This window comes from Methylovulum psychrotolerans, assembly GCF_002923755.1.
Classification (GTDB): Bacteria; Pseudomonadota; Gammaproteobacteria; order Methylococcales; family Methylomonadaceae; genus Methylovulum; species Methylovulum psychrotolerans.
Genome location: NZ_PGFZ01000012.1, coordinates 66,613 through 92,562, shown reverse-complemented (window position 1 = coordinate 92,562; position 25,950 = coordinate 66,613). Strand labels below are relative to the sequence as shown.

The following is a 25,950-nucleotide window of genomic DNA, read 5'->3' as shown; positions in this document are numbered from 1 at the left end:
CCAGCCTTGGTGGTGCTTACCATGCGTTTGGGTTCGCAAAATATGCCTCGCGTTATCTGGGGGCGTTCGCCTATCGCTTCAACCGCAGGTTCCAGCTCGATAGGCTTCCCATGCGCCTGCTTGTTGCTGCCATCGCCGTTGGGCCTCGCCCAGAGGTTTGAATCCGCTCGGCTGAAGCATCTTGCTAATCAGGTCTAACTTTGAACTGTTGACAAAATTTTGAAATTTTATTTGGTCAAATTTCCGCACTTTTTCTTCATGGGTATAAAGCGGGCTATTGCCGTTTAAGGTCTCATTAGGTAGAAATGCCGACATGACCTGTTGAAACCTGCTAAGCAGTTGCGGCCAGCTTTCGGCGGGTAGCTTAACGCTCAGCAGGGCAGATAAGGCTTCTTTTACTTTATCGAAGTCCCCTAATGCCCTAATAGCCGCGTCATTATTCGCTAATACGCACAACCGCTGATGGTTTTCTGTGATTGCAGCGCGTATTTTACAGAGTTGTCCATACAAGCCGTCCCAGCTATTGGCCTTTATGGCGAAACCCAAGGCTTTTGCTACCAAGCTTTTTACAGACCTAAAATCACCCTGAGCTTTTAGCTGCCCAATGTTGCTCAAATCAGTTAGATCAATAACCATTAAAAGCTCCTTATGATGCGTGTATGTTGTAAGCTTGATTCTATCATAATCCCTCTAACTGCCTACAAAGCTTACGATTCCCCTTCTTCCTTGTCATCATCAGCCCCTGTCATTTCCGAAATCTCCTTCAATCTGGAAATAGCTTTATAGTTGATGCTGCCTTCAGGGTAATTGCCCTCGGCATCAGGTTCTCCGGCCAGGTGTCCGGTCAACAGTTCCAAGGTTTCATCAACGGTAGAGACGGCGTACACGGCAAACAGCCCTTGTGCTACGGCATCAATCACCTCCTGCTTTAACATCAGGTTACGTTTATTAGCCGCCGGAATAATCGCCGCTTGGTGCCCGGTCAAGCCCCGTGCTTGGCAGAGCCGGAAAAAGCCTTCGATTTTTTCGTTCACCCCGCCAATGGCCTGCACTTCCCCGTATTGGTTAATCGAACCCGTCACCGCAAACGCTTGGTTAATCGGGGTGCGGGTCAGTGCCGAAATCAAACAGCACAACTCCGCCAGCGACGCGCTGTCGCCGTCAATCGCACTGTAAGACTGCTCGATGGCGATGCTGGCGGAAATCGCCAAAGGGAATTGCTGGGCGTAATAATGCCCCAGATACCCTGTCAAAATCATCACGCCTTTAGAATGTATCGCTTGGCCTAATTCGGCCTCGCGCTCAATATCGACAATCCCACGCGAGCCGGGATAAACCGTCGCGGTGATACGGGCGGGTGCGCCGAAACTGCTGCCCCCCAAAGTCAGCACCGTCAGGCCATTAATTTTGCCTATCGCCTCGCCGTGGCTATCAATCAGGATAGTGCCGTCGAGCATATCATCAAGAATACGTTGCGACAGCCCGCCATTGCGGTACTCCCGCGCCGCTAAAGCTTGCTCGATATGGGCGCGTTCCAACAAAGCCGACGCGCTGTGCTTGGCAAACAGGTTCGCCTCGCCGATCAGTTCTAACGTATCATTAATACGCGCCGAAAAACGGTGTTGATTTTCAGCCAAACGGCAACTATGCTCCATCAGGCAGGCCACCGCCGCCGCCGTCAACGGCCTTGCCCCCGAATCGGCGGCTTGTTTTTGCATCAACGCGGCAAAATGGGCGCGGGTGGCGGAAGTAATGGGAATATCATCATCAAAATCCGCCAACACCTTAAACATTTCGTTAAACTCATTATCCAGCTCTTCCAACAGATAATAAATATCGCTGGAACCGACCAGAATAATTTTTACGTTCAGCGGAATCACTTCCGGTTTTAGGCTCATGGTATTGATGCCCATTTCCGAATACGGCGACTCAATATCAATATAACCAGATTTTAACGCCCGTTTTAGTGCGTCCCAAACAAACGGGTAATCGACCAGCTTTTCCGCGTCCAGAATCAGATAACCGCCGTTCGCCTTGTGCAAAGACCCCTTGCAGATACGCTGATAATGCGTCACCCACAAGCCTTGGTCGCTGGCGTATTCGATACGCCCGAATAAATTTTGATACGTCGGGTGGGCTTCGTAAACCACAGGCGCACCGCTGTCTTGCGAATGGTCTACTAAGATATGCGGGGCGTATTGCTCAAGCAAGCGGGCGCGTTTCGCCGCCATTGATAACACTTCGCCCCGAACGGGCATCAGATAATCGCCGATAGTCGTGTACAGCTCTTGCTCTAAAGCCGATAAGTAGCTGATAACATCGTCAATCGCCAAATACTTGTCATGCAGCTCGGCCAATAACGGTTGCAAAGCTTGGCCGATAGTGTCGTTATCCAATTGCTTAAACTTTTCCAACACCGCCCGCCGCCATGACGGCAACTCTAACAGCCCGTCACTCAGAAAGTCTTCCAGCTCTTCCACTTGGCGGTGAAAGGTCTCCCGCTCCGCTTCCGGCAATTGGTTAAACTGCTTTTCATTTAGGGTCTTATTATCCCGAATCGGCGCAAAGGTAATATTGTCATCTTCCCTGAACAGGGCAATGGCCATGCTCCGCGCCTTTTTATCGACACTATCAATAACCCGATGATAATCATGATTAAACTGCCGTTCTATCGCGGTCTTTTTTTGCTGATAAGCCGGGCTTTCAAATGCGGCGGGGAAGATGTGCAACAGATTATCCAGCAACGCTTCAATGTCTTTGCGGAACGGCTGCCCAGACTCGGCAGGCAACTCCAACGCCACCGGCTCACGGGAATTCTCAAAATTATCGACATAAGCGAACGAAGCCGGGGTAGGCAATGCCGCCGCCAAACTGTCCAGATGCTGGTTAATCATAGTCAAACGCCCCATACCCGGCTCGCCCATAACAAAAATATGGTAGCCGGACTGTGGCATGGCAATACCAAAAGCCAACGCCGCCCGCGCCCGGTCTTGCCCTAAAATGCCCGACGGCACTGGCGCAAGGGCTGGAAAATCCACACCGTCCAGATCAACAGGGAGCTTTAACGCGGTTATGGGCAGTTTTTCGGTAGAAGTCATGAGTAAAATAGCAGCCGGATAATAATTAAACCGTTGATTTTACCATTTTTAGGGGGGTGGTTGATATGGGTATCTCGGCCTAAATGCTTAAGCGCAGGATTGACGATAGCCGCTTAAGCTATTTCTCCGCCAAATTTTTAAAAATCTCCTGCACACGCTGCAAATACCCCAATACACACCCATCAAATCCAGGCGCGGGCGGGTTAGAGCGCACCAACAAATAATCCAGCACATCGTTTTTCGCTTGGGGCTGCCAAGTAAAGCCTTGAAGCAATGCGGGGGAGGCAAAACCGTGCTGTACCAAAAACTCGGCCAAGGCAGTCAGATCGAGGACGGATAAAGTATTAGCGCCGGCAAACTTTGCGGTAGACAGCGACGGTAAAGCCACTGCTTGGCTGTATTTGCGGTAATGCGGTGCCCGCATAGCCAAAACGCTATCAAAAGAGCTAGCCTTAGCATTCAGGCGACGCTCGATAACCAACACCTCGGCTTTAATTTCAGCAAGCAGCTCCAGCAAATGCAGCGCCGAGCCTTCTTCAAAAATCAGCCGCTCGGCTTGCAAATACACTTTTAGCTGTGTGGCGACCGGGTATTGCTCTGGGCAAAAGATAAAATAACCCTCCTGTGCCAAACGCTGTTCCAATGCCCCTAGGCCGGCAATCGCCCCATACAGGCGGTAATGTTGGCGAGACACCATTACCTTAGGGGTAAAACCTTCGGGTAATGGCTGAGCCGCCAAGTGCCGGGGCAAGTCCAAACTCGCTAAAAAGCGTATATATTCCTCAGACGGAGGCAAAAATAACTGGGAACCGGGTTCCGGGATCAGCAATTCCTCAACCTCGGTCAATTCGGTGACAAAGTGCAGATGCCGTTCTTCAAGCCCAAATAAACCGAGCAAATCTTTTGCATAGTCGGGTATACGGTAGCGGGTTTGGAAGCGTTTTAGCTTCGGCAACAACAGCACCCCACAACAATCCTGCCCATACTGCCGCCACGCCCAAGCCCGATGGATGGACTCGGCAACAAAATGCCCAAAATGATTGTACACCCCACCCAGATACAACCACTTACCCGCCAGCTTGGCGGGTTCCGCGCCAAGCAACGACGCTTGCAACGCCACATTCAGCAAAGGTTTGCCCTTACGCATGTGGGAAAAATACACCGGATCACTCTCGCTGCGCACCACCCCGTGGGCAAAATTCAACCCGCCTTTGCCGAAATCATTAGCGAACGTTTGCGGTACGACCAGCGCGGATTTTTTAGTGCTGACATCAATCATTATTCAAAATCAATCTAAAATAAGCCGGATAATCTATTTTATTCATACTTCCAGCACCAACATAAGAATAGCCATTCGCTACGGAAAACGCGAAGCATTTACCTGCAACCCGTTTCTTCGCAACGAATGATTTTAAAACAATGTCATTATGATAATGTGACAGCTATCTTTTCTTTGCCTTATAGTTTGATACGCCAGGGGTATGCTTTTATGACAAACCTAAACATCACGTTATACAAGCCCATAAAAAAAGGCGTAACAAGCAACCTTGCTACGCCTCTTTTCACCTCACAAACGTAGCATCTACGCCTGTTGCTTCACCAGCAAATAATCCAACCACAGGTTAGACAACTTCTCCTGCACGCTGTTTTGCCGTAACCGCGCGTTCAGATGTGGGAAGTCCACCTTATCCAAATCTTGGTCTTGGTTATAGCAGGAATAAACAAAATACTCCTTACCCGATTCGGCATCGACATGCTTACACAAACATTGCGCACAGATACCTTTCATCATGCACTGCATCGGCGAGTTGATCGAGCCTATGGCGTGTTGCACCTTGCCTAAGTACGGTTTCAGGACGTTATAACGGGCTTCTTTCACTGCCGACATCATCCGGTCAGAGCCAATCACCACCAAATGGTCGACATCCGCCAAGGCAATCGGCTGCTCGCCCAGCTCGCCTGTCGCGTAAGCTAACATCGCTTCCAGAATATTGCCGACAAAGGTTTTATCTTGCGGGCGGCTAGGTTGGATGGGCTGGACACCCTCGCCATTATCAACCGACCAGATAATTAAATCCGCAGCGGCTTCAACATCTTCGACCTTGAAACGGTCATGGGCAAACTTATAACCGGCAAAGTACACCACCCGATTGCCCGCCGCGCGTAAAGCCTTACCGATGGAGAACAATACCGCATTACCCAAACCGCCGCCCAACAGCAACACCGTTTGTCCGGTCGGTATGTCGGTCGGCGTACCCGTTACGCCCATAATGACCAACGGATCGCCGACTTTCCAATGGGCGCACTGTCTGGACGAAGACCCCATTTCCAAGGCGATTAACGAAATCGTGCCGTTTTCCTTATCGACTTCCGCCCCAGTCAGCGCCAAACCTTCTGCCGCCAAGACCGTGCCTTCGACCACAGGCGCGTAGGCCTCGTAGTTTTGCACCCGGTAGAATTGGCCGGGGTGGAATTTTTCCGCCGCCAGCGGGGCTTTGACTATCACCTCGATAATGGTCGGGGTCAGACGATTAATGGCGACAATGGTCGCCTTAAACGCGTCATCCAAACGCGCGAACAAATCCGCCATTGCCGCATCACGCGCGGGCTGTTGGGCAGGGTCAAGGCCAGCCAGTTCTTTAGCAAACAATTGCGCGACGTAAGGATAACCGTTTTTCGCGCTGGCCATCGCCTTTACCACGTTACCCGCATAGACCGGGTGGTTATCGCCGTAGAAACTGATGAACTTACCGTCTTTTTGGTACGATGTCAGCGGTGCTGGCTTACCCAACTTGGGCGCGGTGGTGTCGTGCATGGCGACCAACTCCACTTCGCCGCCCTCGCTCCATTGCGGCTCATAACGTTGGAAGAACCACTTATCCATAACAAAGGTGTCGGGGTATTCGCTTTGATAAATGGTATTGGGCGACGTACCCGCAGCAATATACAAACTCCGCAACGGTACGGTGACTGTTTGCCCGGCACTTTGCCAACGGCCATTCTCCAGCGTCAACTTGTCAAATTCGACCGCGTTTAAATGCCCAAACGCATCGCCGTGCGCACTAACCGGACTCATGCCCTCCGCTAACGCGATACCCTCTTCCAAGGCTTCGGCAATTTCTTCATGGTTTTGCCGATACGCTGGCGCGTCTTTCATGCCCTTACGGTAGAACAACGTCACCCCGCCCCAGCTTTCCACCAAGGGTTGGAAGTTAGGCAACTCACCCGCCGCTACCGCGCGGTCACGCTCGGCCTTAATCGCCTTACCGTGCGTTAAAAACTCATCCAAAATCAAAATTTCTTCGGCATCATAACGGCGGCGCACCGTCTCTTCACCGTACATAGCCACTAAAATGTCATAACGGTGCAAGATTTTTTCCACCTGCACCGGATAATATGCCATCAGCTCGGTCGAGGTATCAATCGCCGTCAGACCGCCGCCAATAACCCCCGCTGGCAAACGCACTTGCAGATTGGCCAAAGACGACGATTTCGCCGCCCCGGTCAGCTGCAACGCCATCAAGAAATCCGAAGCCTTACGGATACCGCGCATCAGATTGTTTTTCAAATCAATAATCGTCGGCTGCCCCGCGCCAGAGGCGATACAAATATGGTCAAAGCCCATTTGCCACGCATCTTCAATGGTCAAGGTGCCGCCAAAACGGACACCGCCGTAACTGCGGAAGGCCGCGCGGCGTTGCAGAGTCAGATAAATGACTTTTAAGAAATTCTTATCCCAACGCACGGTAATGCCGTACTCGGCGACACCGCCGAAGCCCGCCAAAATCCGCTTGTCCAAATCTTCGTATAAGTCTTTAAAATCAGCAATTGGTGTCGGCAGATGATCGGCATCGCCCGTCAGTTCCACAGGCAACGGCTCCAACTTCAAACCGTCGATACCCGCCACCGCAAATCCTTCGTTCAGCAAATAATGGCTCATGGTATAACCCGCCGGCCCCAAACCCACCACTAGCGCATTTTTGCCATTGTACGGCAACATATACGGACGCTTAATATTGAGCGGATTCCAACGCGTCAAAAAGCTATAAATCTCAAACCCATAAGGCATGAACAGCACATCGGTCAGCACATTGGTTTCGATTTGCGGAATATTGACCGGATCGGTTTTTTGGTAAATACAGCCCTTCATACACTCGTTACAAATCCGATGCCCCGTGCCCGGACACATCGGATTATCCACGACAATAATCGCCAACGCGCCGATATTGTCGCCACGGCGTTTCACCAAGTGCATTTCCGAGATTTTTTCATCCAACGGGCAACCCGTTGTGGTTTCGCCCAGCGGATCGACCTTATAAGTATTGGTCTTTTTATTGCGCATCCCTTTAGAGCAAGAATCAGTATCGCGCTCATGGCAATAAATGCAATGGTTAACTTCCGACAACACCTGACGCTGGCCATATCGCGGATCGGTCAATTTAAAGCCATCACGGCGGCGGCGATGCTCACCCATCCACGCGCTAAACAAACCCTTATCCACCGTATCATGCGCAACCAAATCATCAAAATCACGCTTTTCGGGAAATTTAAAACTCAACCAGTGGTCGGCAATGGCACTATTATGGGTCGCGGCAAAACTCCAGCGCTGTACGCAATCCATCAGCCCCGCGACAAAATCGGCCGCTTCCGGTTGCGCCAAACTGTCGGCAAACCACACCGCCGCTTGCGCATCCGCCGCCAAGCGTTCGCGCAGACTTTGCACCACCAGATCAGCATTTTCGTACCCGCCATCTTTACCCTTAGCCACCGCCTTATAATGCGCCGACAGCGACCCAATCACCGCCCCAACCCGCGCCACGCGGCGCTCTGGGTCAGTATCCGCCGCCGCTTCGGGAAAACCCGCCAGCGTCAGGCTTTCTAACTGGGCATTCAGCGCGGCGATGTCCCAGTCATCAATTGTTTGGCCTTTAAAATACACGCCGAGCTTTTCGACCACTTCATTCTTATAAGTGAAAATAGTCTCAACCTCATCGGCAATCGTCGCCCGTTGTGCGTCGTGCTGCGCAGAAATATTGAATAGCTTCGCGACAAACTGGCCGACGTAAGGGGCCATATTAACCAACAGTTCAGAAATCGCCTCCGGCGCAAACCCTTCGCCCTGCGCTTGCCGATACGCGGCAAACTGCCCGAACAGCTCGGCATCATGGCGTTGCACAGAAGCGTCAAACACCCCCGCCAAATCTTTCAGGCGGTTGGCATCGTACAAGTCAGCATAAGTAAAGTCAGGGATTCCAAGTGTAAAAGTGTTGTGTTCCATAGAGTTGGGGTCTGTGAGAGCCTCATTAATGCACAACTTAGCGGTTAAGCGGCAAGATTTTCACTAATGGACTGGCTGAAAGAGAAAGAGAAATGCTTATATTGTAAGGAATTATACAGGACTTTGCCACCGCAAATGGCTGGAGGGCGAGGAAATAGGAAGAATTTTGACAGTTTTCCGGCTGGCGACGAACTCTGATGATAACGCAACAAGCGCATCGGCCCAAAGCTCAATCATCAACATCTGAATCACGATGCTGCCGTAAAGGCAGATAACCCAGATCATCATCGACATCTGTGCCATAACCCTTTTTAAACTTAAAAGGCCGTTCTTCACGCAATACCGCCCATAAAAAAGCCGCACCGAAAACAGGCACTAACCAAATCAAAAGCAATTGGAAAGCTTTTTGCCTAGGCTCAAAAGCGTCGCTACACACAACAGCGAACGACACCAGCGCATTGGCGAGGACAATTAACAGAATGAATGCGATTATCAGTAGGTTATCCATAAGCATAACTAAACCACCACAAAGAAAACAAGGTCGCTGCTAAAAACGTGAATATCCCACAAAACAGGCAGCACATCAAATAGCCTTTTGATAATTAACCTAAAAATAATTTAAACACCTTTTGGCGGCAACGTATTTAAGCCACTTTTTTCCCCAGCCAGACCCTAAACACCAATAGGGCCGCGCAAGCGCTGCCCTGCGTTATGCCACACTTGCCTTGGCATAACGGTTATAAAGCATCAACAACATATCCAACTCGGTCTGCTCAGGCAGACACCAGCCAGCTAAGCCCAGATCGCCTAAGATTTGGCGGCTTTTGTCATCGTCCTGCATGGCCAGCAGGGTGTCGGCGAGGGTGTTTTGCAAACTGGCATAGCTGGGTGAGAGCAACAGCATAGGATAAGCCATAGCCGTTTCGCTTTCTTCCAGCAAGCGGGTGCCTTCGCGGCTTAGGCGCGATAATTGGTGGTAATTCCGTTTGGTCATAAACAACAAATCCGCTTGGCCTTTTAACAAGGTTTGCAAGGCTTTGATGTCGTTGCCGGTAAAGGTATAGCTTAAGCCAGTTGACGCTAAACCGCATTCGTCGCATAAAAACTGCCCCAAGACATAAATAAAATCCGTTGCGCTGGCGGTCACGACCGAGGCGGCCAAAAATTCCGCAATGCTTTTAGGCGGCATATCGTTGCGCACGACAATGCTGACTTCGTCGGTTTCGTCTATGGGCTTGGCAATAGGAATAAACTGGTGTTTAGCCATCAGGATACAAGCATCGAACGGTTTGGCGAAAACCAAGGCATTTTGGTGTAAAGGCTGGTTGATGCCCGGTTGCTTGACATCCAGATGAATGGCTTTTTCCAGATGCCGTTGCAAAAATGTATTAAAAACATACCAGCCCGCCAATTGTTGGCTATTTTGCAAACTGACCGAAAAATCCAGCCGATTGCTGTTGACGGGTTCGGCCACGGGGCGTATGCGTTTCACCGAGCGTAACTTGGCCGCATTATCGTTGCTTGCGGCGGGTTTTACCGCGTCACCCGCTTCTGGCGTGTCGCTAAAATAACGGTTTAAGCCCGTCATTTTAAATAACATACTGACGACGCGGTTTAAATTCCGCACTTCTATACGGATTGCTTGGCCACGCCATTGCTCCAACACCCTCATAAGCTGCGCCAGCCCCATAGAATTAATGCGGTCAATATCGGCAAAATCCAAAATTACCCGGCTCGCTGCCGCAAGCTTACGGCTGGCCAGTGTGTCGATGACCGGGGCGGCAGTGACATCAATTTGGCCGGACAATTTAAATTCGTGCAGCGTGTCATCGCTATGTACCGTGGCAATCGTTAAGTTGGGGGCTTGGACCATCACATCTCTCCAGTTGTTGGGTTCGGATTAGCGGCTACCGGATGGGGCAGGTCTTCGCTATAGCTTTCAAAATGCTCCAAAACATCGGCCTCCGCCATGACTTCGTTGATCTCGTTATGATAGAAAAATTGGAAGCCGCTATCGTTATCATGATCAGATTCGTGAGTGAGCGACCATAACAAAGTGATTTGGGTTTTTTGGTTCGGGAAGACGCGCACTTGCAAATAATCACAAATCCGCCAGATCAGATACAGGCCTGCCCCGCCGATTCCCGCTTCCAACCCGGCTTGGGCACTGTTCAGCAACAACCGTTTCAGGAAGATAACGGGCGTAAAAGTGCCCCAGTGGTCAGTGACCATAATCCCCAGACATTTGTCATCTTTTACCAAATCAATGCGTATGCCCTCAGCAGGGCTAACATCCCGTTCTGTTCCCTTAGGATACAACGGCTGGTTTTGGCTATCCCTAGGGGCACCGTACAGGCTGTTTTCCAATAACTCGTCGGCGAGCAAAATGATAATCTCGCGTAACTCTTCAGGGATTTTGGTTTCTTCTTGCAGCAAGCCGGTCATTTCCTGCAAGACAAATTGCTTATCATCACTGTGCGACAAAATAAACTGCCGTTGCAATTCAGGGTGGGGCAGCCATTGGAATATATCGTCTCCCGCTATTATGGCGTGTTGTTGCAAGAGTTTTTGCCAACCCAATTCGCGTAAAAAGGCGTGCTGGGCGGGCAATACCCGGCGCACCCCTTCAATACATAAAAAGGGCAACAGCTCCAGCAATTGTTGGTCATCAAAAAGAACCAAGATATGTTGGCGGGAAATTTGGCTACCAATATTGGGGTCATTTAAGAAATCCGTGCCGCTGATTTGCATGAGTTCTTGCTTATCAGGCGTATGGGCCGGGGTTGGCGTGGAATAGGCGATGCGTTGGGTGTGTTCGATCAGCATCAGCGTGACATCGTCGCTAAAGGTATCTTTTTGGCAATGGGTCTGTAACTGCCCAAAAAACAGTTCCAGAATGCCTTCCATGGGCGCGTCCAACGCTTGGTAAAGCAAGTCTTCAATCGCATCAAACCCAAAGGCGGCACCTGTCGGCGACTCTTCTTCAACAATACCGTCCGTAAAGATAAACAAGCGGTCATTTGGCTGTAGGGTTAAGCTCATTTCGGTATAGCCGGGCTCTTCAACTTTACCTAACGGCAAGCCTTCCGCTTCGATGGCACACCAATCTTTTTCGGCAGCAACCCATAAATACGGAAACACATGCCCAGCATTAGCAATGCGTAAATGGCCGTTGCGGCTATCCAAGCTAAAGCACATCATCGTCATGAACATGCTTTCGTGCTTAACTGCCAACAAAGCGTTGTTGATATGCTCCAGCATGGCGGCGGGGTCGGTCTCGCCTTGGTTAACCAATTGATGCACACTCATTTTCGCCGCACTGACCAGCGTACCTGCCGCCACGCCATGACCACTGACATCGCCGACCAAAAACACGGCATGGCAACCGTCCACCTCGTAATAGTCGTAATAGTCGCCGCCCACTTCCGTGGACGTAGTCAGTTTGACTTGGCCGTGAACGCCCGGCAGTTGGAACACTGGCGGCGGCATCATGGCTTTTTGCAATAGGCCCGCGTGTGAGACTTCCTCTTGTAAGCGGTTGCTTAAAGCCGCCGATTTAGTCAAAGCGGACGACAGCTCGGTCAACGCCAAATGGCGGGCAGTCACATCAATCCCGGTGGCAATTAGCAAGGCAGGTTGGCGGGTGATGGGATCCTTAATCAAGGTGTTCGACCATTCGACCAGCAATTGCTGGCCGCTGCGGATGATTAACGGCGATTCCAATTGGCTGGCGGATTGACCTGCAAACATGGCGTGGAATGTTGTGCGTAACTGTTCTTGATCGCTTTCAGGGATCAGCAGTTCGAAAAAGTTTTTGCCGACCACCTCTTGCGCTTGCCAACCCGACAGCTCTTGGCTGTACTGATTGAACAGGACAATATCACCGCGTTGGTCTACGGCAATAATCAACGCTTGCGAGGTATTGATGATGTTTTCGCTGAATTGTTTTTCCTTCATCAGAGCGTTGGTGGCAATCTTGACCCGTTTGATAATCGGCCTAAAAATTAACAAACCTTCAAAGAACAGAGTCAGTAAAGTCGTAATGAAAACATATTCTTCCCAGCGCATGGCTTTTTGGATTTCGCTGGCAGCCTCCGCTTCGTATTGGTTAACGGCTTCATCCAGTGTCTTTAACAAGCGGCGGTTCGGTGCTTCTTTTAAGATGTATTGCAGATGCGGGTTGTCCAGTGTGGTGTTCGGCTGGTAAGAGTCGCTAATCAGCGTCTGGAGCATTGTGATGAAATTGCGTACTTGCAAGTCTAGGGATTTCGGCGGGTTAAAATACATGTTGTGCATCGCGTCGGACATTGTCGACGGCAAGTCCATTTCCTCACTGCCTTTCACCAGCCCCTCGTGGGATTTCAGCATCAGCTCGGTCATTTGCGTCAATTCATCACGCACATGGGCTTTAATGACCGGGTTTTGTTCGGCAATCAACCGCAAGGCGAGCAAAGCGCCCCGTTGCGAGAGCATCCGCTGCCGACCGCTAACATTCACTATCGCGCCGCTTTTTTCGTTAATCTTAAGCAAATCGCTCATAATGAAAAAAGCCGAGGTCGTAAGGCCAGCAATCAATAACAAGGCCAAGGTGTAGCGTCCCCACATATTGACCAATAAGAAATTGATTTTAGGTTTATCTTTTTGCCTAGGCGGTTGTGGGCTTTCAGCTAATTGCACGGTGGTATTCATGGCATTTTCCTCAAGGTGAGGTGGCTATTACGGAGTATTCAAATTGTTAACAATAATTTGAGCGTCTTTTGTATCCCAAGAAAAATCAACCCGTTGCTTTATAAGATAACGTTAATCCTAACGGGCTTTTAGTCACTGTCAGGTCAGATGCTGGCAAACAATCGAACGTTTTTTGAGCCGCTGTTTCGGCCATTCCTGTAGGCTCCGCCCCTTAATAAGGATGAGGAGATAAGGTTGGATAATTGCACAACGATGAGGGTTTGAAGTTGTTTTAAGCTTGGGGGTAATGGGTTAAATGCAAGCGTTGGGTTTAACACCTCTTCGGCAAGGTGTGCGTTTCGGTGTAGACGGGGACATTATTAATTTTGTGAAGCAGTTCCGCAATACGTCATATTACTTATAGGAGGGCATTACAAAGCCTTATAATTTATAATGTTTTTTAAGATGATTTGGATAGGCCAGTTAAAACTGCCATCTTGTGGGGGATTAAATGCAAGGTAAAAAAGCCTTTGCGCACCAATGAGTGGCTATGCCAGTGGTAACGCACCATCATGGTGGTATTTGAGTGAGCGTTTTATTGACACCCAGTTTATCGTCAGCGCACACAATCCGCTAATTGTGCAAGCGGCAGAGCAGGCTAATATCGTTGTGTTAAAGCGCGGAGAGCAAGACGTAACGGTAGCCGATTATTTTTCTGGCGTATACGGTTATGGTGACTTTTGCTGATGTTATATTTCTAAGCCTATGGCGAAGCAGGCCTTTCAGGTTTTAAAAACCCGAAAGGCCTTTCCCGGCGAATTTACGCCAGCCTTATTTCTTCAAGCCCTCATAATAATCCGCCAATTCCCTAATTTCCGTTTCCGTCAATTGTTGCGAGATTAAGCGCATCCGGCTGTAGATGTCGTTATGGCGTTCGCCTTTTTTATAGGCGAGCAGGGTGTTGGCGAAGTAATCCGCCTGTTGCCCTGCCAGTGCCGGGATGTCCATCTTCTCGCCTTGGCCTTGGCTGCCGTGGCAGGTTGAGCAAGGGGGGAGGATGCGTTTGCCGTCGCCTTCGGAGACCAGTTTTTCCGCTTTGGCCGATGCGGCTTTGGTGGCTTTGTGTTCCGGCATCGGTAATGACGCGAACCACGCCGCCAGATCGGCGGCGTTTTGTTCGCTTAAGCCTTTGGCAATGCCCGTCATAGAATCGTTGCTGCGGCTATCGTTAAAATAATCACGCAATTGCTTATAGGTATAAGTGGCGGTTTGCCCGGCCAGTGCCGGAATGGCGGGCAGGGTTTCGCCGTCGCGGGTTTCGGCGGCTAAGCCTTCGCCGTTTTGCCCATGGCAGCTTTGGCACGATTCGGCCAACACCTTACCTTGTTTAGGGTCGCCTTTTTTGACGAAATTCAGGGTGTCGGGTGTCCAGGCGATTTTAGACGCAGGTTCGGCTTGGAGCGCTAACGGAGCCAGTAAGGCGAGCGTTAAGAAGAGCTGTTTCATGATTAATATCCCCACGCGCTAGAGCCAAAGGTTTTCATAATAAAGAACTGCAAAATCGGATAACCGAAGCTGATCACCATTAATACGGCAATCACCTTATTCCACAGCGTCAGGCTGTTCAGATACTCAGGCAGGGCGGTGACGGCATGGATAGGCTCGGCAAATTCCAACTCTTCGGTAAGGGCTTCGGCAGTCGGGTTTAACTGGGTTTTAACCAGATTGTAGATAAACAAACAAGCGGAGCCGAGCAGGACTAAGCCGCCAAAGATCATCGCCAATTCGTAAGGTTTCCACGCCAAGGTCAGCAGATTGTTATAAACCACGCTGGAAATGCGGCGCGGTTGGCCTAACAGGCCTAACACATGCCACGGGGTCGTTAAAATCACCATGCCGATAAACCATAACCATAATTGCGTTAAGGCCATTTCATTAGAATACAGCGGCTTGCCGCTTAAGATAGGCCAGAGATAATAGGCAATGGCGAAATACATAATAATGGTCGTGCCGCCGAAAATCAGATGGAAATGTCCAGGCACCCAAGCAGTGTTATGGATCATCGCATTCATGGCGTAACTGGCATTGACGATACCGCCAAAGCCGCCAAAAATCAGCATCAATAAGGCCAAAATAACCGACAGCACCATGGTGTTCGTCCACGGTAACGTGCCTATCCAGCCAAACAGGCCTTTGCCGCCACGCAAGCGTCCGGCGATTTCCAACGAAGCAATCACCGTAAAGCCAGTCACTAGGGTTGGTAAAGCCACCACAAACGTGCCGATGCCGTGCAGCAATTTCCAGCCTTTGGCTTGCTCAGGGTCCATATATAAATGGTGGAAACCTATCGGCAAGGCAAACACCGCCAAAACGATAAAGGCAATCCGCGCCATTTCGTCGCTGAACAAATAACCGCCCGCTTGTTTGGGGACGAAGACATAAAACGCCGTGTAAGCGGGGATAAGCCAAAAATACACGATAGGGTGTAAGGTCCAAGCGAACAACGTTCTGGCAAGACCGGGGTCTATAGTATCTATCCAGCCCAACGACAGCGGGATTAACTGGAACAAAACTTCTAAGGCCACGCCCGCGCTAGTCCACAGCCATAACATGGCATTGGCGGCGGTGGCGAACATCGCCAGCGGCACAGTTTGGCCGGGGTTGGCTTTTTTCCATTGGCTAAACATCACCAGCATGATGGCGCACCAAACCCACGAGCCGACGACCAACAAAGTAGCGCCGATATAAAACGCGGCATGGGCGACAATCGGCGGGTAAAACGTATACAGCACCGATGCCTTACCTGTCAGTAAGGGCACAGCCGCCAACACCACGCCGAATAAAGCCAGCCAGAAACCGCCCCAAGCCAGCGGCAGGTTCCATAACGGTTGCTTTAAGGTGGTAGTGGCAATGTAATAACCAAAACCCATGATAAAAAAAGTGGTCAGGACAAACGCCATCAGCACCCCGTGGGTACTGACCGATGCGAAATAGACCGGGGCGGAATCTAAGGCGGAAATAAAGCCGCTCCGCTCCAGCACTTGGTATTCGCCCATAAAACAAGCCACTATAAAAGCGGCAAACGCCACCCATAAATGGCTTAACGCGAGTTTTTTAGTCGCCGCAGTCGTCATTTTTGTTCTCCTTGGGCAGGTGATTTAACCGACGCTTGCCAATCTTCTTTGGCAATGACCGAAATGTTGCTCCACATGTGGTTATGGCCTAAACCGCAATACTCATTGCACAGCAAAGGATATTCGCCGGGTTTAGGAAAAGTGGTGGTGATTTCCGCGACATAGCCCGGTACGATCATCGTGCTCATATTGGTCATGGGGATATGTACGCCGTGCAGCACGTCCATACTGACCCAACGGAAGGTCAGCGGGGTTTCGGCGGGTACGGTGATGTGCTTAGGGAAAAACGAATAACGGCCAGCGACCATGCGGACAGTAATAACGCCCTGGGCATCGGTTTGTACGCCGAGCTTGTCTTCGGCAAACTCGGTGCTAAGGTGCAGGCTGGCCGAGTCGATGGTCTCCACCTTGCTGGGCGGGTTAATGCCGTGGAACAAGGCATCTAGGGTAATGATGGCGACGAACAGGCCGACCACGGCCAGGGAAATGGCGATCCATTTCTTTTCTAAGGGGTCGATATGGATGGCGTTAAATTCGGTGCACCAAGTGCGTAGCTGGGCGAGGATTTTTGCGGTGTCTATTTGCATTATCTCCCCCTAGCCGCGCGGCAAAAATACGCCGTAATACAAAAACAGCCAAGCCACGACCATACCGCCGATCACCGCTGACATGAGGGCAAAAGTGCCGACCGGCGAACTTTCTAGAATCTGTTGGCGCTCTTCTTCACTTATAGACTGCATATTATCCTCTCTTTAGATTAACCGATGCCGGGCAAAGCAGGATTGCTATCAGGCTTTAGGCAGGATGGCCAAGCTTGCACAGCATCATTTATGGTGTTGCAAAATCATTATTAGTGATGGGGTAATTATAGGGGGAAATATTAGCTTTGTCTGTTTTAATGTAGGGTTTTTGTTTTTTTGACTGATGCGGCTTAGCTTACCTTTAAGTTTGGATAACGGATGGCGTTACTTTCGCTTAAAACTTGTTTACATTGGCAAAAAGGATTGTTTCGATAGGGTTTATTAGATGTTGGGTTATCGCCTTAATTCTCAAACTATGCCGAAAGCCTTAGCGGTAATGGTTTTTTAAACCATAGGCTTCAAAATGAAAGAAGTTTGCAACACCGTTATTTTCAGGTGTTACGCTATAGTTAAGGTAAAATAACAGTCAGCATATTTTATGTGACCACAACCTCCCCTGCACAGGAATCGGCAATATGAAAAAACACATGATTGTTATGGCTGTATTGATGTTGCAATGGAATATTGCCGCCGCATCTCAGTGGCCTGATTTTCCTTTTCTTTTTGCCGTGGGTACGGCGATTAAAGAAGTGCCTCCCGATTTGGCGACCATTACTTTTGATGTGGAAGCGTTCGATGAGAATCCAGAAAAATCTCTCGACATACTAACAAAGCGGAGCATCGAATTGATCGGCTTATTCAAAATCATGGCAATTCCGACAAACGATATCGAAACTTACGAGATTGATAAGAGGGCGGTTCGCCAAGAAAAAGATTATGTGCAGTTAAAAATCCTCGGATATGAGGTTAAGCAAAAATTTTCCATAAAATTACATGGGCTTAGCCAATATTCGGCATTAATCGAAAAATTATTGAAATATAGGAATGTCACTAACATCAATGTCCAATTCGAGGTAGCCCAACGTAAAGCGTTGGAAACCGCTTTGACGGCAGACGCTTGCGCTAACGCCAAAATGCAGGCTGAAAATATGGCTAGCGGTATAGGTGCTAAACTAGGATCTGTGTATGCCATATCAGACCGGGGCTTTAATAGCATGGAGGATCAATTTGGTATGTCTAATACGCGCGACGTTTTAGACAGTATGTTCAAAAAATCTATGATGGCTAGCGGAGGGGAGATAATATTTATTCCTGCGACGATTAAGATCGAAAAGAGGGTTAATGTTATTTTCAAGCTTGAAACAAAGTAGACTAAGCGTGCATTGATCTGTCATTCCCGATTGTGAAAATATAATTTTATCGCCTTAACCATTCTCACCTCCTCTAAAAAAACAATACAATACTCTCTATTTCGCCCTCAACGTTTGCCACCATTTAATGATTGATTTTACCGAAAATGGTCTTATAGTTGCGGGTTAAACCATTCAGTTAAGGATATTCTATGCAGCATTTTCGACTTTCTATTATTATCACCATTGTGTGTCTGGCGATTGCCTTTTATTGGGGCGGGCCTACCGGGGCGGCGATTGCTTTGATTTTGGGTGTGCTGGAGGTCAGCTTGTCTTTTGACAATGCGGTGGTCAACGCCTCTATCCTGAAAAAAATGGATGAGCGCTGGCAGCAATACTTCCTGACTTGGGGGATTTTAATCGCGGTGTTTGGGATGCGCTTATTGTTTCCTATCGCGATTGTGGCGATGGCGACGGGGATTGATTTTATCGGCGTGACGCAAATGGCGCTGCATGATCCTGAAACGTATGCCAAGCATTTGACTGAGTCGCATGTGCAGATTGCCGCTTTCGGCGGGATGTTTTTGTTGATGGTGTTCTTTTCGTTTATTTTTGATACGGGTAAGGAACTGCATTGGCTGGGCTATATCGAAAAGAAACTGTCGGATTTTGGCAAGTTGGAGTCGCTGGAAGTTATTTTGGCTTTGGCTGTATTGATGGTGACCCAGTATTTATTGCCCGAAGCGATCCGCCACGAGGCGTTGGTGTCCGGTGTTTTCGGGGTGATGCTGTTTGTCGTTGTTGATAGCATGTCAGCCCTGTTTGAGGACGAGGAAGAAGGTGAAGAGCTGGCGGAAGTGCTGAAAAAAGGCAGCGTCATGAGCTTTTTGTATCTGGAAGTATTGGATGCGTCGTTTTCTTTTGATGGTGTGATCGGCGCGTTCGCGATTACCCAAGACGTGGTCATCATCATGCTGGGTTTGGCGATAGGCGCAATGTTTGTCAGAAGTCTGACGGTGTTTTTAGTGCGCAAGGGAACCTTGGACGAGTATGTGTTTCTGGAGCATGGCGCCCATTATGCGATAGGTAGCTTAGCGGCGATTATGTTGGTGAGTATGACCCATGAAATTCCTGAAATTGTCACTGGCTTGATCGGTGCGGTGCTGATTGGCTTGTCGGTGTTTTCGTCGATACGCTATAAACAGGCCGAAAACGATTAAACTATCCGCACTATTGGCGATGTACTGCAAAGCCGCCGATAATAGATGAATTATTAACCCCCCCAGAGATTGTTATGAGTAATGTATTTAGTTTTACCGGCACGGTAGGCCGTGATGCCGAAGTGCGCTATACCCCGGCGGGTATGGCTGTGTTGAATGTTAACGTCGCCAATAATATTGGTTTTGGTGATAAGCAGCAAACCTTGTGGATTCGGGTGGCGGTGTTCGGCAAACGCGCCGAGGGCAATTTGCAGAATTATCTGAAAAAAGGCCAGCAGGTGTTTGTGTCCGGGGAGTTGTCACAAAGCGAGTATAAAGCCAATGACGGTACGATGCGGACTTCGTTGGAATTGAACGCGAACATCCTCGATTTGGTCGGTAAACGCAATGAGGGCGGTGCGCCTGCGGCCTCAGCAGGGACAGGTTATGGCAGTCCGGCACCGTCAGCGCGGGGTAATGCGCCACAGCCGCAAACCGCCAGCCATGATAATTTTGACGAGCCTTATGATGATGACATCCCGTTTTAATAATAGGCTCGGCCATCGTGCTTTATAATAAGGCACGGGCATGAGATAAGGCGTGTGCATAAAATTAAGTAAGCGTTCCATTGCACCTCAGCGTGTTAAACCCCACCCCAGCCCTCCCCTTAGTACAGGCGAAAATCAGGGGAAAAAGCCCCTCCCCCTGCCAAGGGGGAGGCAGGGAGGGGGTTGTTGTACTTTCGCCTGTTCAACAGATTTTATGTCATGCACGTTCCTAAGGTACGCCCATGGCATAAGTTTGGCAAGAGCCATAAACTTTTGCGGGCAAGCTGCCCGCGCCCCTAGGATAAGCGTCTCCCTGCTAAGCGCCCCACTCAGGATGTTACCCTAGTGGGGCGTTTTGAGTTAAGCAACCGCCTAAATATCTATGACTGATTTGAATAACACTACCCCCCGATTAATAAAGGTTTTTTTATTCGGGTCATGCCGCGTGGCGTGGCTGCTGCTGTGCGGTTGTGCCAGTCAAGCCTACGCACCGACACCGTTGTCGGTTTATCGTCAGGATGCACACCTGAGCACCGCGCATTTTCTTGAGGCGGCAGGTACTACGCCAGCACCGATTAAACCTAAGCTAGCTAGCGAAACCCAAGAATTTACCTTAAACCAAGCCGTGCAGACGGCTTTGCAAGCTGATCCACGCATCGCCGCCGCGTTTGAAGGCATTAATCAGGCGCAAGCCGATTTGCTCACCGCTGGGTTATTGCCCAATCCCCAAGTCAGTACCGACATCCAGCTTATGCCGTTGACACGGACGTTTACCGTGACGCGACAAGGCGGGCCACCACAATTTGACTTTAATGTCGCCATGCCGATTGATTGGTTTGTGTTTGGCAAACGGGCGGCGGCGATGGTTTCGGGAGCGAAGGGGGTGGATGTTGCCGAAGCGGATTTTGCCAATACCGTTAGGGTCAGGATTGCCGCGACCATTTCGGCGTTTTACGATGTGCTGGAAATGCAGGCGATGTTGGAGCTGGCGCAGGAAAACTTAGACAATCTGGCTAAAATGGAAAATATCATTCGTAACCGGGTGGCGTTTGGCGGGGTCGGCACTATCGAGACCGACCGTATCCGTTTGTCCATTTTCAGTAGCCGCCGGGATGTCCATGCGCGGGAGTTGGATTTGGCGGCGGCGCGTAACCGTTTCCGGGCGTTGTTAGGTATCGCCGAAGCCACGCCGATTAAGGTGAAGGGTAGTTTGGAAGTCGGCAACTTGGCGAAACCCATCAGTATCGAATCGGCCTTGCAATGGGCGGCAGAAAACCGCCCTGATTTGGCTTCGTTGCGTGAGCAGTTGGCTAAGGCCAATGCCGACATTAAGTGGGAGGAAACCAAGGCTTATCCGGCCATTACACCCAGCGTCGGGTATACCCGCCAATTCCAGCAACAGGCCATTGGCTATCCCGATGCCGATTCATGGATGGCGGGGGTGAGCGTCAGTGTGCCGCTGTTTGACCGTAACCAGGGCAATATCGGTAAGGCTAAGTCGGTGTACAACCAAACCCAACTGAATTTGCAAGCCCAATTGGTCGATTTGCGTGCCGAAATAGACCAAGCGGTGCAGACTTTCGCGTCAGCCTACCAATTTTTAACCAGCGACGATCCGGGGCAATTGGAAGCGGCCAAAAATGTCCGCGATAAAATCACCCAAGCTTATGAGCTAGGCGGTAAAACGCTGATTGAGGTGCTGGACGCACAACGGGCTTATCTGGAGACTTACCGCGTCCATATCAGCGGGCGCTCCAGTTATTGGCATTCTTTGTATCAGCTTAACGCTGCGATGGGTAAGGAAATAGTACGATGATGGGGTTATTCTTATGCCGCCGCTTAAGGGTAGGTGTGGCTGTGTTGGCGCTGCTTAGCCTGAATGCCGGGGCGGATACCAAGCCCGAAACGGTGGTTTCGTCACCTGTGGTTGAGTTGGCGGGCAACCGTTTGATCCGCGTCAAGGCGGGCAGTTTGTTGGAGCAAAAATTCAGCATCACCAGCGTCCAAAAGCAGCGCATAACCACGCCTTTATTGGTGGTGACCGGGGCAGTGGTGGCACGCTTACCCGTCGGTTCCGCGCCTAAAGAAGACCGTTGGCAATTCAATAGCATTGAATTATCGGGGGTGTATGCCGATTGGCAACGGGCGCAAGCGGAAAAGGATTTTAATGCCAAGCGGCTGGAAAAAATCCGCGAGCTGACCGCCGCGCAATATAATTCGCAAAAGCTGGCGGTGGACAGGCTGAGAAAACTGGTCGCCACGGGGACGGAGGCGATTAGGGATTTGACCGCCGCCGAGGCGACGCTGATGGAAGTACAACTGGGCGGGCAAAAAGATGTTTATGAGGCGGAAACGGCGCTGACCGTCTCCAGCCGTAGCCGGGCGGCGTTAGAGCGCAAGCTGTTACAGGAAGGGGTTGATCCTGTATTGCTGGAAAGCTCCAGCCCTGGGGTGTCGCTGATTATGGCCGACGTGCCCGAATTGCGCATCAGTTTGGTGGCGGTGGGGCAAGCGTGTGCGGCGCGTTTTTACGGTTTGCCAGATCAGGTGTTTGCGGGTAAGGTGCGCAGCTTAGCGCCGACCTTATCGGCGGAACGCCATACTTTGCGGGTGTTTTTTGAGCTGAACGATGCCGCTGACCAATTTAAACCCGGCATGTATGCCGAAATTGGCCTAGGCACCGACCCGCGCGATGCCATTTTAGTGCCTACCGACGGGGTGCTGCACAGCGGCAATTCCGATTATGTGTTAATTGGTGCGCAAGAGGGTTTATGGCGCATCACCGAAGTGAGCGTCGGCGAAAGTATTGATGACCGTATCGAAATCCTGAAAGGGGTGCGCGAAGGCGAGCGTATTATCGGTAATGGCGCGATTCTGTTAAAGCCTATGCTGGTGCAGTCGCTGCAAAACGAAGAGGCGGATAATCGGCGGCCTTTGTCTGGAGCCAAGTTATGATCCCGCAACTGCTGAGCAAAGCCATGCACCACCGCCTGATGGTGTTGGGCGGTACGGTCGCGGTGCTTTTGCTGGGGTTGTGGTCGTTTCTGAATATGCAGATTGATGCCTATCCTGACATATCGTCGCAGATGGTGCAGATTGTCACCGTGTATCCGGGCCGCGCCCCTGAGGAGGTGGAGCGGCAAGTGACCGTGCCGATGGAAATCGAAATGCGTAACGTGCCGAAAGTGCAGACGATCCGCTCGCGGACGATTTTCGGTCTGTCGGTGGTGCAATTGACGTTTGAAGAAGGCTCGGAAAGTTATTGGGCGCGGCAGCGTGTCCAAGAGAAGTTGGCGAATGTCGATTTGCCGACTGGGGCCTCCGCGCAATTGGGGCCGTTGGCGACGGCGTATGGGGAAATTTTGCGCTATGAATTGGTCTCGGATGGCCGCTATGATCTGACCGAATTGCGTTCTATCAATGATTGGGTAGTGATTCCGCATTTGTTACGCGCCGCCGGGGTGGCCGATGTCTCGAATTTTGGCGGTTTTGAGAAACAATATGCAGTGCTGATGAACCCGTCGCAATTGCAGCGCTTCGGGTTGTCGCTCAATGATGTCGTCGATGCCATCCAAACCAATAATGAAAGCGCGGGCGGCAGCGTGTTGTCGCGCGGCAGCATGTCGTTTGTGATCCGGGGCAAGGGGTCGCTGCAAAGTGTCGGGGAAATCGGCAATATTTATATCAAATCTTTCGGCGGCACACCGATTTATGTCCATGATGTCGCCGATGTCGAAGTGGATGCGAAAATTCCGGCGGGCATTTTAAGCAAAGACCAAACCGACCAAGCGATTGAAGGGATTGTGCTGATGCGCCGGGGGGAGAATACCTCGGACACCTTAAAAAACGTCAAAACGGTCATTGCCGCGCTAAATGATGTCGATTTGCCGGAAGGGGTCAGTGTCGAGCCGTTTTATGACCGCTCGCAGTTGGTCAGCAATACCTTGCATACGGTTGGCCACAGCGTCCTGTTAGGGGTGTCGCTGGTCACGTTGGTGCTGTTATTTTTCTTAGGCCGCCCGTCGCTGGCGTTGTTGGTGGCCTTGACCATCCCGTTCTCGCTGTTGTTTGCGTTGGTGATGATGAAGGCGTTCGGTATCCCTATTGGTTTGCTGTCTATTGGGGCGATAGATTTTGGCATTATCGTCGATGGCTCGGTGATTATGGCGGAAAATATCGCCCATAAGCTGCATGAGGCCAAGCTCAGGCAGGATAAGACCGGGGTTGCCAAAACCGTTTTGCAGGCTTCGTTACAGGTCGAACGGCCAGTGTTTTTTTCGATTTTAATGATTGTCGGGGCGTTTTTGCCGTTGTTGACGCTGACCCATATTGAGGGTTTGCTGTTTCGCCCCATGGCGTTGACCATTTTGTTCGCTTTAGTCGGGGCGATGATTTACGCTCTGTTTATCGTGCCGACTTTTGCCAGTTATCTGTTTAGAAAAGGCTATAGCGATTGGGAAAATCCGCTGTTAACGTGGGCGTATCCGCGCTATGCGGCGTTGCTGGCGCGTTTGCTGCGCTTCCGCTGGCTGGCGCTCGGCAGTTCCGTCGCAGTGTTGGTGGCGGTGTTGGTGGTGATTTTGCCCAAGCTCGGCAGCGAGTTTTTGCCGTATATGGATGAAGGGATGATTTGGGTACGCGCCAATTTCCCGGAAGGCACGTCTTTACAGCAAACGTCGAAGTTCGGCCAACGCTTGCGCGAAATTGCGTTGAAATATCCTGATATTGATTTTATGGTGGTGCAGGCCGGGCGTGGCGACAGCGGTACCGACCCGTTCCCGCCCAGCCGTTTGGAAATGCTGATCGGCCCGAAATCGCGTGACGAATGGGTGCAGTTCCAGCGTAAGCAGGAATTGGTGGCGGCGTTAGGCAACAGTTTCCGTTCGGAGTTTCCGACCACCCGCTTTAATTTCACCCAACCGATTATTGATAGTGTCACCGAAGATGCCAATGGCACGTCCGCGAATTTGGCGGTCGAATTTTCCGGCACTGATTCGGCGGTGTTATTGGGGTTGGCGCGGAAAACCAAAGACTTGCTCAGCCAAGTGCCGGGGGCTACCGATGTCAGTATCGAACAGGAAGGCCCGCAGCCACAATTGGTCATCAGCCCTGAACGCTCGTTGTGCGCCCGCTATAATGTCAGCGTTGAGGATGTGACGCGGCTGATTGATGTCGCCATCGGCGGCTCGCCTATCGGTAATTTATTTGAGGGTGAGCGGCGCATTGATATTGTCGCCCGGTTTGCCAAAGAACATTTGCGCTCTCCTGCCGCCATCGGGCGTTTGCCCGTGTACAATGCCGAAGGTATCCCCATCCCCTTGGCGCAAGTCGCCCATATTGACATTATCGACGGCCAGACCCTGATTGCCAGGGATGACGGGCGGCGACGGCTGACAGTGCGGACGGATATTGTCGGGCGCGACCAAGGCAGTTTTGTCGCCGAAGCACAGCGGCTGTTTGGTCAGCAGATTACCGTGCCGGACGGCTACCGTGTCGCGTGGTTAGGCATGTTTGAGAATCTGGCGCGGGCAGCGGAGCATTTTAAAGTGTTGGTGCCTGCCAGTATCGGGGTGATTTTTACCCTGTTGCTGGTGACGTTCGGCTCGGTCAGGGCGGCGTTAGTGCTGTTGCTGGCGATTCCGTTCGCCTTTGTCGGCGGCATTACCGCGCTGTATTTGCGCGATATGAATTTGAACGTCTCCTCTGGAGTCGGCTTTGCCGCCGTGTTTGGCGTGTCGATTATGAACGGGGTGTTGATTGTCCGCACCATCACCGAATTGCGCTTGGCGGGCATTGCCTTGGAACAGGCGATTGTCGAAGGGGCGGTGCGCTGCGTCCGGCCTATATTAGTCGCGTCTTTGGTAGCGATTTTAGGGTTGGTGCCGGCTTCGTTAGCGACCGGCTTGGGTTCGGATGTGCAAAGGCCGTTGGCGACAGTGATTGTCTGGGGGCTGTTTAGTGCAACGGTGATGACGGTTTTGTTAGTCCCGGTTTTGTACCGCTTGTTTGCGCCCCGCGTCGCTTTACCGAACTTGGATGACCAAGAGTTGGATGAAGTGGACATTCGGCAGGGGTAAATTATTGGCTTATATGCC

17 protein-coding genes and 1 pseudogene are annotated in these 25,950 nt (G+C 50.8%); 8 read left to right on the top strand and 10 right to left on the bottom strand.

The window, feature by feature from the left end:
* Nucleotides 1-161: pseudogene (locus AADEFJLK_RS19775) on the top strand (IS1595 family transposase); the annotation flags it as partial.
* Between the two features lie 546 nt (nucleotides 162-707).
* On the opposite strand, the gene AADEFJLK_RS19770 reads toward AADEFJLK_RS19775, so the two are convergent.
* The 6 genes from AADEFJLK_RS19770 to AADEFJLK_RS19745 all read right to left on the bottom strand — a co-directional run bounded on the left by AADEFJLK_RS19770 (nucleotide 708) and on the right by AADEFJLK_RS19745 (nucleotide 13,065).
* Nucleotides 708-3,098 (bottom strand): Lon protease family protein, encoded by a 2,391-nt coding sequence (locus tag AADEFJLK_RS19770; protein WP_103975480.1) that lies wholly within the window; start codon nucleotides 3,096-3,098, stop codon nucleotides 708-710.
* Nucleotides 3,099-3,216: 118 nt separating this feature from the next.
* Nucleotides 3,217-4,377: a glycosyltransferase 61 family protein gene (locus tag AADEFJLK_RS19765; protein WP_249028093.1), complete on the bottom strand. Its 1,161-nt coding sequence runs from the start codon at nucleotides 4,375-4,377 to the stop codon at nucleotides 3,217-3,219.
* Nucleotides 4,378-4,680: 303 nt separating this feature from the next.
* The gene (locus tag AADEFJLK_RS19760; RefSeq protein WP_103975479.1) at nucleotides 4,681-8,376 is read right to left on the bottom strand and encodes a pyridine nucleotide-disulfide oxidoreductase; all 3,696 of its coding nucleotides are present in this window, start codon (nucleotides 8,374-8,376) and stop codon (nucleotides 4,681-4,683) included.
* Nucleotides 8,377-8,605: 229 nt separating this feature from the next.
* Complete coding sequence (locus AADEFJLK_RS19755; protein WP_146054677.1) at nucleotides 8,606-8,884, bottom strand: hypothetical protein; 279 nt, start codon at nucleotides 8,882-8,884, stop codon at nucleotides 8,606-8,608.
* 201 nt (nucleotides 8,885-9,085) lie between these two features.
* Complete coding sequence (locus tag AADEFJLK_RS19750) at nucleotides 9,086-10,249, bottom strand: PhnD/SsuA/transferrin family substrate-binding protein (RefSeq protein WP_103975477.1); 1,164 nt, start codon at nucleotides 10,247-10,249, stop codon at nucleotides 9,086-9,088.
* A complete protein-coding gene (locus AADEFJLK_RS19745) occupies nucleotides 10,249-13,065 on the bottom strand; it encodes a SpoIIE family protein phosphatase (RefSeq protein ID WP_103975476.1) in 2,817 nt (938 codons plus the stop codon). Before AADEFJLK_RS19745 ends, AADEFJLK_RS19750 begins: the two co-directional genes overlap by 1 nt.
* 519 nt (nucleotides 13,066-13,584) lie before the next feature.
* Between AADEFJLK_RS19745 and AADEFJLK_RS19740 the strand changes: the two genes are divergently transcribed.
* Complete coding sequence (locus AADEFJLK_RS19740) at nucleotides 13,585-13,791, top strand: hypothetical protein (protein ID WP_103975475.1); 207 nt, start codon at nucleotides 13,585-13,587, stop codon at nucleotides 13,789-13,791.
* A gap of 84 nt (nucleotides 13,792-13,875) precedes the next feature.
* Here the strand turns inward: AADEFJLK_RS19740 and AADEFJLK_RS19735 are convergent, their stop codons facing one another.
* The 4 genes from AADEFJLK_RS19735 to AADEFJLK_RS24740 all read right to left on the bottom strand — a co-directional run bounded on the left by AADEFJLK_RS19735 (nucleotide 13,876) and on the right by AADEFJLK_RS24740 (nucleotide 16,918).
* A complete protein-coding gene (locus AADEFJLK_RS19735) occupies nucleotides 13,876-14,550 on the bottom strand; it encodes a c-type cytochrome (protein WP_088619763.1) in 675 nt (224 codons plus the stop codon).
* A 2-nt stretch (nucleotides 14,551-14,552) separates the two neighbouring features.
* The gene (locus AADEFJLK_RS19730; RefSeq protein ID WP_103975474.1) at nucleotides 14,553-16,178 is read right to left on the bottom strand and encodes a b(o/a)3-type cytochrome-c oxidase subunit 1; all 1,626 of its coding nucleotides are present in this window, start codon (nucleotides 16,176-16,178) and stop codon (nucleotides 14,553-14,555) included.
* Nucleotides 16,175-16,702: a cupredoxin domain-containing protein gene (locus tag AADEFJLK_RS19725; protein WP_408630490.1), complete on the bottom strand. Its 528-nt coding sequence runs from the start codon at nucleotides 16,700-16,702 to the stop codon at nucleotides 16,175-16,177. Before AADEFJLK_RS19725 ends, AADEFJLK_RS19730 begins: the two co-directional genes overlap by 4 nt.
* 72 nt (nucleotides 16,703-16,774) lie before the next feature.
* Nucleotides 16,775-16,918 (bottom strand): hypothetical protein, encoded by a 144-nt coding sequence (locus tag AADEFJLK_RS24740; RefSeq protein ID WP_170065191.1) that lies wholly within the window; start codon nucleotides 16,916-16,918, stop codon nucleotides 16,775-16,777.
* 476 nt (nucleotides 16,919-17,394) lie between these two features.
* On the opposite strand from AADEFJLK_RS24740, the gene AADEFJLK_RS19720 reads away from it, so the two are divergent.
* The 6 genes from AADEFJLK_RS19720 to AADEFJLK_RS19695 all read left to right on the top strand — a co-directional run bounded on the left by AADEFJLK_RS19720 (nucleotide 17,395) and on the right by AADEFJLK_RS19695 (nucleotide 25,932).
* Nucleotides 17,395-18,129, top strand: coding sequence for an SIMPL domain-containing protein (locus tag AADEFJLK_RS19720; protein ID WP_088619761.1), 735 nt, complete (start codon nucleotides 17,395-17,397; stop codon nucleotides 18,127-18,129).
* Between the two features lie 191 nt (nucleotides 18,130-18,320).
* Nucleotides 18,321-19,328 carry a DUF475 domain-containing protein gene (locus AADEFJLK_RS19715; protein WP_103975472.1) on the top strand — a complete coding sequence of 336 codons (1,008 nt, stop codon included), beginning with the start codon at nucleotides 18,321-18,323 and terminating at the stop codon, nucleotides 19,326-19,328.
* Nucleotides 19,329-19,402: 74 nt separating this feature from the next.
* Complete coding sequence (locus AADEFJLK_RS19710) at nucleotides 19,403-19,855, top strand: single-stranded DNA-binding protein (protein WP_103975471.1); 453 nt, start codon at nucleotides 19,403-19,405, stop codon at nucleotides 19,853-19,855.
* Between the two features lie 445 nt (nucleotides 19,856-20,300).
* Nucleotides 20,301-21,671, top strand: coding sequence for a TolC family protein (locus tag AADEFJLK_RS19705; protein ID WP_249028092.1), 1,371 nt, complete (start codon nucleotides 20,301-20,303; stop codon nucleotides 21,669-21,671).
* On the top strand, nucleotides 21,668-22,810 hold the full coding sequence (locus tag AADEFJLK_RS19700; protein WP_088619757.1) for an efflux RND transporter periplasmic adaptor subunit: 1,143 nt from the start codon (nucleotides 21,668-21,670) through the stop codon (nucleotides 22,808-22,810). Before AADEFJLK_RS19705 ends, AADEFJLK_RS19700 begins: the two co-directional genes overlap by 4 nt.
* Complete coding sequence (locus AADEFJLK_RS19695; RefSeq protein WP_103975469.1) at nucleotides 22,807-25,932, top strand: efflux RND transporter permease subunit; 3,126 nt, start codon at nucleotides 22,807-22,809, stop codon at nucleotides 25,930-25,932. Before AADEFJLK_RS19700 ends, AADEFJLK_RS19695 begins: the two co-directional genes overlap by 4 nt.
* Nucleotides 25,933-25,950: the final 18 nt, after the last annotated feature.